This is a genomic window from Streptomyces sp. NPDC017448, assembly GCF_044330565.1.
GTDB lineage: Bacteria > Actinomycetota > Actinomycetes > Streptomycetales > Streptomycetaceae > Streptomyces.
The window spans coordinates 113,506-121,823 of record NZ_JBIRLM010000016.1 but is presented as its reverse complement, the minus strand read 5'-3'; the positions used below and the strand labels follow the sequence as shown (position 1 = coordinate 121,823).

At 72.0% G+C, this 8,318-nt stretch carries 13 protein-coding genes; 1 reads left to right on the top strand and 12 read right to left on the bottom strand.

The window, feature by feature from the left end:
• Positions 1-102 precede the first annotated feature (102 nt).
• From ACH4K1_RS24435 to ACH4K1_RS24385, 11 genes are all read right to left on the bottom strand, one after another.
• Complete coding sequence (locus ACH4K1_RS24435; protein ID WP_398091488.1) at positions 103-558, bottom strand: hypothetical protein; 456 nt, start codon at positions 556-558, stop codon at positions 103-105.
• A gap of 50 nt (positions 559-608) precedes the next feature.
• Positions 609-1,022 carry a gas vesicle protein K gene (locus ACH4K1_RS24430; protein WP_398091548.1) on the bottom strand — a complete coding sequence of 138 codons (414 nt, stop codon included), beginning with the start codon at positions 1,020-1,022 and terminating at the stop codon, positions 609-611.
• A 59-nt stretch (positions 1,023-1,081) separates the two neighbouring features.
• Positions 1,082-1,294, bottom strand: a complete 213-nt coding sequence (locus ACH4K1_RS24425; protein WP_030116819.1) for a gas vesicle protein — start codon at positions 1,292-1,294, stop codon at positions 1,082-1,084.
• Positions 1,291-2,148 carry a GvpL/GvpF family gas vesicle protein gene (locus tag ACH4K1_RS24420; RefSeq protein ID WP_398091487.1) on the bottom strand — a complete coding sequence of 286 codons (858 nt, stop codon included), beginning with the start codon at positions 2,146-2,148 and terminating at the stop codon, positions 1,291-1,293. The genes ACH4K1_RS24425 and ACH4K1_RS24420 overlap by 4 nt, the downstream gene beginning before the upstream one ends.
• Positions 2,145-2,618 carry a gas vesicle protein gene (locus ACH4K1_RS24415; protein ID WP_398091486.1) on the bottom strand — a complete coding sequence of 158 codons (474 nt, stop codon included), beginning with the start codon at positions 2,616-2,618 and terminating at the stop codon, positions 2,145-2,147. Before ACH4K1_RS24415 ends, ACH4K1_RS24420 begins: the two co-directional genes overlap by 4 nt.
• Before the next feature lie 116 nt (positions 2,619-2,734).
• Positions 2,735-3,958: an SRPBCC family protein gene (locus tag ACH4K1_RS24410; RefSeq protein WP_398091485.1), complete on the bottom strand. Its 1,224-nt coding sequence runs from the start codon at positions 3,956-3,958 to the stop codon at positions 2,735-2,737.
• The gene (locus ACH4K1_RS24405; RefSeq protein ID WP_398091484.1) at positions 3,951-4,541 is read right to left on the bottom strand and encodes a hypothetical protein; all 591 of its coding nucleotides are present in this window, start codon (positions 4,539-4,541) and stop codon (positions 3,951-3,953) included. Before ACH4K1_RS24405 ends, ACH4K1_RS24410 begins: the two co-directional genes overlap by 8 nt.
• A gap of 50 nt (positions 4,542-4,591) precedes the next feature.
• Positions 4,592-4,849 (bottom strand): gas vesicle protein GvpG, encoded by a 258-nt coding sequence (locus ACH4K1_RS24400; RefSeq protein WP_398091483.1) that lies wholly within the window; start codon positions 4,847-4,849, stop codon positions 4,592-4,594.
• A 51-nt stretch (positions 4,850-4,900) separates the two neighbouring features.
• A complete protein-coding gene (locus tag ACH4K1_RS24395) occupies positions 4,901-5,611 on the bottom strand; it encodes a GvpL/GvpF family gas vesicle protein (RefSeq protein ID WP_398091482.1) in 711 nt (236 codons plus the stop codon).
• 2 nt (positions 5,612-5,613) lie between these two features.
• The gene (locus ACH4K1_RS24390) at positions 5,614-6,054 is read right to left on the bottom strand and encodes a gas vesicle structural protein GvpA (protein ID WP_398091481.1); all 441 of its coding nucleotides are present in this window, start codon (positions 6,052-6,054) and stop codon (positions 5,614-5,616) included.
• A 71-nt stretch (positions 6,055-6,125) separates the two neighbouring features.
• The gene (locus tag ACH4K1_RS24385) at positions 6,126-6,425 is read right to left on the bottom strand and encodes a gas vesicle protein (protein WP_073771424.1); all 300 of its coding nucleotides are present in this window, start codon (positions 6,423-6,425) and stop codon (positions 6,126-6,128) included.
• Positions 6,426-6,671: 246 nt separating this feature from the next.
• Here ACH4K1_RS24385 and ACH4K1_RS24380 point away from each other — a divergent pair, with 246 nt between their 5' ends.
• Positions 6,672-6,959: a GlsB/YeaQ/YmgE family stress response membrane protein gene (locus ACH4K1_RS24380; protein WP_398091480.1), complete on the top strand. Its 288-nt coding sequence runs from the start codon at positions 6,672-6,674 to the stop codon at positions 6,957-6,959.
• A gap of 138 nt (positions 6,960-7,097) precedes the next feature.
• Here the strand turns inward: ACH4K1_RS24380 and ACH4K1_RS24375 are convergent, their stop codons facing one another.
• A complete protein-coding gene (locus ACH4K1_RS24375; RefSeq protein WP_398091479.1) occupies positions 7,098-8,207 on the bottom strand; it encodes a YihY/virulence factor BrkB family protein in 1,110 nt (369 codons plus the stop codon).
• Positions 8,208-8,318 lie beyond the last annotated feature (111 nt).

The window sequence follows — 8,318 nt, the reverse complement described above, 5'->3', positions numbered from 1 at the left end:
CGGGGGCCGGCCGGGGGGGGGGGCCGGTTGTCTCCCCCCCCCCCCCCCCCCCACGTCCGGGCCCGTCGTGCCCCGGCGCTCTCCGTTCGTTCCGTACCGCGCTCAGATCCGTCCGCGCGCCAGCCGGGTCAGCGGGCCCATCGGAGGCTTGGCGGACGAACGTCCGATGGCGAACGCCGCTCCGGCGATCCCGGCCACTCCGGCCGCGGCTCCGGCGGCGACCGCCTTGCGGTGCTTGACGACGGTCCAGGCCGTGCCGGCCGCGCTCGCGGCCTTGGCCGCGTTGGCGGCCACGGCCTGCTGACCGCTCTGGATACCGGAGGCGGCGGCGCGGCCGACGCGCCGGGTGGTCTCCCCGGCCGCCCGCACGCCCTCCGACGCCGTGCCCTTGGCGCTCTCGGCCGCGGACAGCGCCTCGTCGCTCTTGTCCCGGGTCTGCGTGCCGGCCTTTCCGGCGGTGGCGCCGGCCGCCTTGCCGGCCGAGTCGGCCGTCTTGCGGGCGGTGGCGGTCCGGCTCTTGCTCCCGGTGGAGTTCTTTGCGTCGTTGTCGTCAGTCATGGGCTCCTCCTTGCCGTGCGCGTGGTGATGAAACCTGGATTCCGGCGCGTTCAGGCGCCGTTGTGCGGAAGCAGCGAACCGAGCGGTCCGAGGTCGAGGTTGAGGTCGTCCATCGTCAGGCCGTAGCGGTCGCACAGCTCCGTCATGCGTTCGTTCAAGATCATCAGGGTCATGCCGATCCGCTCCTCCTGGAGCTCGCTCAGATCGCCCTGCTCGACGCGGTGGATCGCGGTGCGCTCCATGAGCTGGCGGAGCAGTTCGACGATGGTGAGCACCAGTTTGATGAGGTCGCGCTCCACGGTGTCCGGGTCGGTGTGCAGCCGCTGGGCCGTCGCGGAGGGGCCGCGTCCGTCCTCGGGCGGAGCGGGGCTGAGCCCGAACGCGCGGGCCGCGGCGCGTGCCACCTCTTCGGCCGCCGCGGCGGGCGTCCCCTGCGCGCCTCGTGCGCGGTCGTCCTCGGTCATCGTCTCCGCCTCCTCCCCGCTCTCCGGGGTCTCCCGCTCGTACGCCGCCGGGGGCGGGCTCACCACGGCCCCGGCTCCTCACCGGTGATCGAACGGATCACCGCTCGCAGATTGATGTGGACGAGGTCCACGTCGGCGATGGACAGGACGAGGTCACCGGTGAGCACGGCCCCGCCGTTCAGCAGTCGGTCCAGAAGATCGATGAGGGCGACGGGCGGGCCGCTGCGGGGTTCGCTCTCGCCGAGAACGCCGCCGACGAGGTCGGTGCTCATCGGGGGCCCCCGCCGTCCGCGCCCTCCGCCACCATGGCGGTGGCGAACGAGTAGGGCGCCCACGGCCCGGTCACCTCGATCGACACCCCGGGGGCGCCGCCGGCCAGCGCGGCCAGCTCGCGGTGCAGCCGCGCCGCGTGCTCCCGGGGGACGAGGTAGGCCTCGTTGGTCACGTTCACCCCGGCGCGGGCGGCGAGCTGCCCCTGCTGCGGGCGGTGCACCGCCCGCGAGGACGCCACCCCCTCGGCCAGCCCCGCGGCACGGGCGGCCAGGTCGGAGGCGGCCTGATAGACGTCCTGGCTGTCGCGCTGCTGGGCCTGGCGCCGCCGCAGATAGGCGCGGCCCGCGCCGGCGCTCGGGGGCGTCGCGGCGGCCGGCTCGGCGGACGCTGTCGCGGTGGCCGCACGGGGATCGGCGTACACCTTCACCCCCAGCTCGACATGGCCCTCCAGGCGCCCCAACAGCTCCTGGAACTCGCTGCGTTGCCGCACCAGCATGTCGGCCACCCGGGCGTCGTCCAGATAGACCGTCGCCAGCCGCATCGGCAGGACGGAGGTCTCCGCGAACGCGGCGTCCACCACGGCGTGGTGGGCGCGGGCGACGGCTTCCAGCCGGTCCAGGTCCTCCATCTGCGCGGTGAGCCCCTGCTCGCTGAAGGCGTCCGCCGGTACGGGGGAGACGAGCGCGCACAGCCCTCCTCCGACCACGGGGCGCAGGGGGCGGCCGTCCACGCCGGGCAACCGGGTGGTGAGCCCGTCCAGGGCGGGGCCCTCACGGCCGACCGCGTAGACGTAGCTCATCTCCCCGGCGCCGGCGTCCGGAACACCGGCGGGCGGGTTCGGTGCGGTGCTCATCGCTCCTCCTCCTGTCCGGACTGAGCCGTCTGGGCCTCGGCGGAGCCCGGAAGTCCGGCCGCCGACCGCAGACGGGCCAGTTCGGCGCGCAGCCGCTCGTTCTCCTCGGCCAGCGCCTCGTTCCCCGAGCCGGTCCCGGCCCCCGGCGGGGGGCCGATCTCGGCGCCGGGCGCGCTTCCCGCCTCGGTCTCCCGCGCGGGGCGGGCCCGCGAGGAGAGCGAGGGGTCGTGCTCCCACCAGTCGATGCCCATTTCCTTGGCCTTGTCGACGGAGGCGACGAGCAGACGGAGCTTGATGGTGAGCAGTTCGATGTCGAGCAGGTTGATCTGGATGTCGCCGGCGATGACGATGCCCTTGTCCAGCACCCTTTCCAGGATGTCGGCGAGGTTGGCCGACGAGCCCTGTTGCCCGTATGCCGGGGCGGCCCCCCGGGGCGAGGCCGGCAGCCGGCCGGCCAGTGAATCGGACACGGTCTCTCACGCCTTTCCGTGGGGTGTCGGTGGGGTGGTATCGGTACGGGCCCGGTGGCCGGCCCCGGGGCCTGTGCCCCGGGGCCGGCCGCCGATGGGCCGGGGGGCGGGGACGGTCACCGGTCGGCGGTCGCGCGGCGACGGGAGCCACGGGCCGGTCGCGACTCCTCCTCCGCCTCTTCCTCGTCCGCCGGTTCGGCGTCCTCGTCGGTGTCCGCCTCGTCCGCCTCGTCCAGATCCTCGGCTTCCTCAGAGTCCTCGGCGTCCTCGTCGGCGAACTCCTCCGCCGGCTCGGCCTCCTCGGCGTCCTCGTCGGCGAACTCCTCGTCCTGCGGCTCCTCGTCGTCGGAGTCCACCGGCTCGTCCTCATCGAGGTCGTCGTCCTCGATGTCGTCGAGGTGTTCGTCCTCGGGCGCGTCGTCCTCGTCGCGGGGCTGGTCGTCCTCCTCGTACGCGTCCTCGGAGGCGTCGTCCTCGGATTCGGTGGGCTCGTCGTCCCGTTCCTCCTCCTCGATCGCCTCGTCGTGGCTGACGACGACCTCTCCGTCGCGGATCTCGCCCCGCCAGCTGTCGGTCGCCTCGCCGCGCATCATGATGAACTTGCGGTAGAGCTTGAGGTCCAGCCGCGCCCGGCGGCCCTGGGCCCGCCAGATGTTGCCGGTCTTCTCGAACAGCCCCTTGGGGAAGTACTCCAGGACCAGCAGGACACGGGTGAGGTCGTCGGTGAGGGCGTGGAAGGTGACCACGCCCTTGACGGTGCCCTTGGCGCCCTCGGTGGTCCAGGTGATCCGTTCGTCGGGCACCTGCTCGGTGACGTTCGCCTTCCAGCTGCGGGTGGACTTGGCGACCTTCACCTTCCAGTTGCTGGTGGTGTCGTCCGCCTTCTCCACGCTCACGACGCCCTTGGCGAACGAGCTGAACTCCTGGAACTGGGTCCACTGGTCGTACGCCTCGCGGACCGGCACGCCGACGTCGATGTCCTCCACGATGGTGACGCTCTTGGACTTGCCCCCACCGGACTTGCGCCCCTTGCCGAACAGGCCCTTGACCTTGTCCTTGACGGTGTCCTTGAGGTGGGAGGCGCCCGCGCTGAAGGCGGCCTGCCCCGGCGACTTCCCCTCGCCGAGCGCCTGGCCGCCCTTGGCCAGGCTCTTCAGGGCGCCGCTCCCGCTCCCCGGCTCCGCGAGCTTGGACACCGAGTCGCCGAGGCGGTGGCCCAGCTGGGTCACGGCGTGTTCGGCGCGAGCCCGGAGATAGTTCTGCAGCTCGTCCTTGAGACGGTCGGTGGCCGGGTTCTTGACCACGTCGTCCTTGAGGCCGCTGAGCGCGGATTCAGGCATCGTCGCCTCCCCGGGCCTTGCGGGCGCCGGAGGACGCGGTCTTGCGGGCGGCGCTGCCGCGCTTGCGGGCGGGGGCGGCCGACTTGCTTCCGCTTCCCGACCGGCCGGTACCGGACGAGGAGCCGCTCCTGGAAGGGGAGTCGGAGGAGGCGGTCTTGCGGGGGGCGCGCTTGCGCTTCCCGCTCCCGGCGGTGTCCTCGTCCCGGTCCTCCCCGTCGCCCTTCTTCGGCTCGTCGTCCTCGGTGGCCTCGTCGTCCTCGACAGGCTCCTCCTCCTCGGCGGCGGGTCCGGAGCCCAGCGCCTGCGTGCGCTGCTGCAGGGAGTCCGCGAGGCTGCCGGCCCGCTGGGTGAGGGCCTTGGTGGCGGCGGTCTTGGTGGCGTCCACCAGTTCCTTGCGCACCTGGTCGTTGAGCGAGCCCAGGACCGGCGAGTCGGCCAGCATTCTGCCGAGCTGCCGCGGGTCGAGGTCCATCTTCTTGCCGAGGAGGAACATCCCGAACCCCAGGGCGAGTTTGGCTTTCTTGGTGCGCCCCAGCAGGTATCCCCCCACCAGAGCCGCGCCTATCTTGGCGTTCTTGGTCATGTGCGATGCACCTCTGATCTCCCCCTGTCACGTGTGATGGCGTCTGACGTTCACGGCCCCTGCCGCGTGCTGTTCCGGTACGCCTCGATCTCGTCGAGCCGGTCGAGCAGTTCGTCCTCGAGCCGGTCGAACTCCTGGTCGTCGATGAGGCCGTTGTTCAGGTCCTGCTCCAGCTGCGCGAGCCGGGCGCGTACCGGCTCGGGGTCGTAGTACTCCTGCTCGGCCGCCTGGACGACCTGGTCGAGAACCCAGGCCGTGCCCCGTACGGGGGCCAGGGGCAGGGTCAGGATGCTGCTGATGAGGCCCATGGCGGACGTCTCACCTCCGCTTCCCGGAACGGGACGGACGGGCCGCGGCGGTCAGACGAAGCTGTACGGCGGCAGCGGGCCCGTCAGGGTGAACGAGTAGGCGTCGCCGCGCCGGTCGGACTCCTTCTGGACCGCCGCCACGAAGGCCTCGGTCTCCGCCCGGGGCACCAGGAAGGACAGGTTGAGGAACTGCTGCGGGGCCGGCTCCGCGTGCGAGCTGCGGGTGGCGGTAGCCGCCAGCCGCTGCGCGACGTCCTCCGCCTCCCGCTGCCCGCGGGCGGTCACCTCGCGCGCCACCATTTCTCCCAGGGCGATCCGGTCGTCGTGGCTGCCCTGGGCCCGCGTCCGCTCGTTGAGCTGCCGGATCTCGTCGGACTCGGTCATGATCTCCCGCAGGAGGTCCTCCTCGTCCCGGCCGGCCTTGAGGTTGTACTCCACCTGGCCGTCCAGCTCCGCCAGCCGCTCCTCGTACGCGTCGGCCTCCCGCTCCAGCGCGGCGGTGACCTCGTCGTCGCCGGGGCCCACCAGGCCGAACCTCATCGGCAGGGTCGCGCCGCCCGCCATCAGCGCTTCCAGCACGTTCTGATGGGCCATCACATCGCGCCGCTTGGCCCGGAGCCCGGGGGGCGCGTCGCCGACCACGGCGGCCAGTCGGCCGGTGCGGACGGTACGCAGCTCCGAGGGCGGGTCGCCCACGCCGTGCAGGCCCTCCAACGGCATGGGGTGGTCGGCTCCGGTGATGGCATAGATGTACGTGGGCACCGCTACTCCTCGCGTCGCTGGGACTGACGGGTGGACGTGGTCTTACGGGCCGTGCGCTTGCGCGGCTGCTCCTCTTCCTCCGGCTCGTCGTTCTTGCTCTGCAACGAGTCGGTGAAGGCCTCCACGGCGCCGGAGAGCGCGCCCTTCGACTTGCCCTTGGCGCCGCTCTCGGTCATGTCGCCGACCAGGTCGGTGAGCTGGCTCGGCGCCTTGCGGCCGGATTCCAGGTCCAGGCGGTTGCAGGCTTCGGCGAACCGCAGGTAGGTGTCGACGCTCGCGACGACCACCCGGACGTCGATTTTGAGAATTTCGATACCGACCAGGGAGACACGGACGAACGCGTCGATGACGAGCCCGCGGTCGAGTATGAGTTCAAGAACGTCGTAGAGATTTCCCGAGCCGCTCCCACCGGACGTCGCATTGCTCTGTTGAACGAGGGACATGGGGAACTCCTTTCGGTGATCTTCCCCGAGGCCGCCTTTCGGCGGTCTCCTTTACGCTGGACGACGGAATGTCAGCGACGATCGATCTGGCCGCGGGCATACCGGCGCAGCCGCTCGTAGGACAAAAGCGTTCCCTGGGGGTCGAGTTCGACCCGGTACGAGGCCATCACGCTCATGGTGTCCGGCACCCGTTCCAGCTCGACGACCTCCACGTCCGCCGACCAGCCGCTCTCGGTGGCCTTCACCGAGGAAACAGAACCGGGCTCGCACTGGAGCAATTCCGTGAGCTGCGCGGATGCCTGTCGCATGGCGGTAGGAACGTCGACGCGCTTTCCGTCGTGCTCTTCATCGGTCTTCTTCTCGGTGCTCATCCTCCACCTGTCGCCGGGGATGACCGCTCACTGATCGGTCTCCGTCGTCCTTGGCTGACATCCGCCTGCCCCTGCGATCCGGACATATGCGCGAACAGAGCGATCGATGACGGCGATGCCCGAATCCGGCCGCCGATTCCCTTCGCCCCGGCGGCGGACGGGTTCGAGCCCCGCGCGCGGCGGGGGTTCTCGCCGCCGCGCGGGGTACGCGAGGCGGACACGCCGTCCCCGAAGGAGTGGTCAGCCATGGAAATCTCCGGAATCGTCAGCGCCGTGTTCATCGGTGCGGCGATCGGCCTGCTGGGGCGCCTCGTCCTGCCCGGCCGTCAGCACATCGGCGTCCTGTGGACGTTCGTCGTCGGCGTCGCCGCCGCGCTCCTGGGCTCCCTGCTGGCGTCCTTGTCGGGGGTGGCGGCCACGCGGGGCGTCGACTGGACCGAGTGGCTCCTCCAGATCGTCCTGGCCGGCCTCGGCGTGGCCGGCCTCGACCGCGCCCTGGCCGGAACCGAGCGGAAACCGCGCCTGCGCGAGTGAGGCCGGCGGCGCAGCCGGCCCCCGCGCGGGGGCGGAGGCACAGCCGGCCGCCGCGCGGGGGCGGAGGCACAGCCGGCCGCCGCGCGGGGGCGGGGCCCGGCGTTCAGCCGGTCGCAGGGCGCTGGAGGGGCCCGCCGTTCAGCCGGACCGCAGGTCGCTGGAGGGGCCCGTCTCCCCCATGGCCCGGCGGTCCTCCTCGGACCAGGAACGCGTGTCGCGGGGTTCGACGTAGGGCTCCTCGTACGGAGGGAGACCGCCCAGGATGGCGCGCTCGCGCGCCATCTCCGCGTCGAACTCCAGCCCCAGCAGGATCGCCAGGTTGGTGATCCACAGCCAGATCAGGAAGACGATGACGCCGGCCAGCGCACCGTAGGTCTTGTTGTACGAGCCGAAGTTGGCCACGTAGAACGCGAACCCGGCGGAGGCCGCCATCCAGATCAGCAGCGCCAGCACGCTGCCCAGGGAGCCGAAGGCGAAGCCCCGCCCTTTGGCGTTCGGCGCCGCCCAGTAGAGGAGTGCCAGCATGACGGCCACGAAGACGACCAGGGCGGGCCACTTGGCGATCGACCAGACCAGCAGGGCGGTGTCCCCGATCCCCAGCAGGGAGCCGAGCTCACGGGCGATCCCCCCGCTCACCACCACCATCAGGGCGCAGACGGCGGCCAGCACCATGAGCACCAGGGTGAGCCCGACGCGAACCGGGAGCACCTTCCACAGCGGGCGGCCCTCCGGCAGGTCGTAGACCGCGTTCGCCGCCCGCATGAAGGCCGCCACATAGCCGGAGGCGACCCACAGGGACCCCAGCAGGCCGACGACCGCCAGCACCGAGCCGGTGCCGCCGCTCCCCTCCAGCTGGGTGATCGCGCTCTTGATCACGTCCTTGGCGGCCCCCGGAGCCAGCTTCTCGACGTGCTCCAGCGCCTTCCGCGTGGTCGACTCGCCCGCGATCCCGAGGAGGGAGACCAGCACGAGGAGGGCCGGGAAGAGCGACAGGATTCCGTAGTACGTGAGTCCCGCCGCCCGGTCGGTCAGCTCGTCCCGCTGGGTCTCCTTCGCCGTCCGCTTGAGGACCGCCCACCAGGACGCCCTGTCCAGGTCGGTCGGCGCGTCCGGCGCGTCGCGCTCCACCCGGTCATCAGGCCCGACCGGCTCCTCCTGGCCCCCCTCCCCCACCCGTCCCGTTCCTTCGCGGCTCCCCGGGACCTTTCCGTACGGGGAGCCCTGCTCGGTGCGCTGTTCGTCTGCCATGAACGGCGGCTACCCCGACCAGCGCCGTTATGCAGGTCCGGGGCCTTTCGCCGAAGGCGCGGGCGCACTCCGTCCACGGGGCGCCGGACCCCGGAGACCGGCCGGTGTGCT

Coding starts and splice junctions, on each gene's coding strand:
- ACH4K1_RS24435 (WP_398091488.1), bottom strand. CDS start 558: ATGACTGACGACAACGACGCAAAGAACTCCACCGGGAGCAAGAGCCGG.
- ACH4K1_RS24430 (WP_398091548.1), bottom strand. CDS start 1,022: ATGACCGAGGACGACCGCGCACGAGGCGCGCAGGGGACGCCCGCCGCG.
- ACH4K1_RS24425 (WP_030116819.1), bottom strand. CDS start 1,294: ATGAGCACCGACCTCGTCGGCGGCGTTCTCGGCGAGAGCGAACCCCGC.
- ACH4K1_RS24420 (WP_398091487.1), bottom strand. CDS start 2,148: ATGAGCACCGCACCGAACCCGCCCGCCGGTGTTCCGGACGCCGGCGCC.
- ACH4K1_RS24410 (WP_398091485.1), bottom strand. CDS start 3,958: ATGCCTGAATCCGCGCTCAGCGGCCTCAAGGACGACGTGGTCAAGAAC.
- ACH4K1_RS24405 (WP_398091484.1), bottom strand. CDS start 4,541: ATGACCAAGAACGCCAAGATAGGCGCGGCTCTGGTGGGGGGATACCTG.
- ACH4K1_RS24400 (WP_398091483.1), bottom strand. CDS start 4,849: ATGGGCCTCATCAGCAGCATCCTGACCCTGCCCCTGGCCCCCGTACGG.
- ACH4K1_RS24390 (WP_398091481.1), bottom strand. CDS start 6,054: ATGTCCCTCGTTCAACAGAGCAATGCGACGTCCGGTGGGAGCGGCTCG.
- ACH4K1_RS24385 (WP_073771424.1), bottom strand. CDS start 6,425: ATGAGCACCGAGAAGAAGACCGATGAAGAGCACGACGGAAAGCGCGTC.
- ACH4K1_RS24380 (WP_398091480.1), top strand. CDS start 6,672: ATGGAAATCTCCGGAATCGTCAGCGCCGTGTTCATCGGTGCGGCGATC.
- ACH4K1_RS24375 (WP_398091479.1), bottom strand. CDS start 8,207: ATGGCAGACGAACAGCGCACCGAGCAGGGCTCCCCGTACGGAAAGGTC.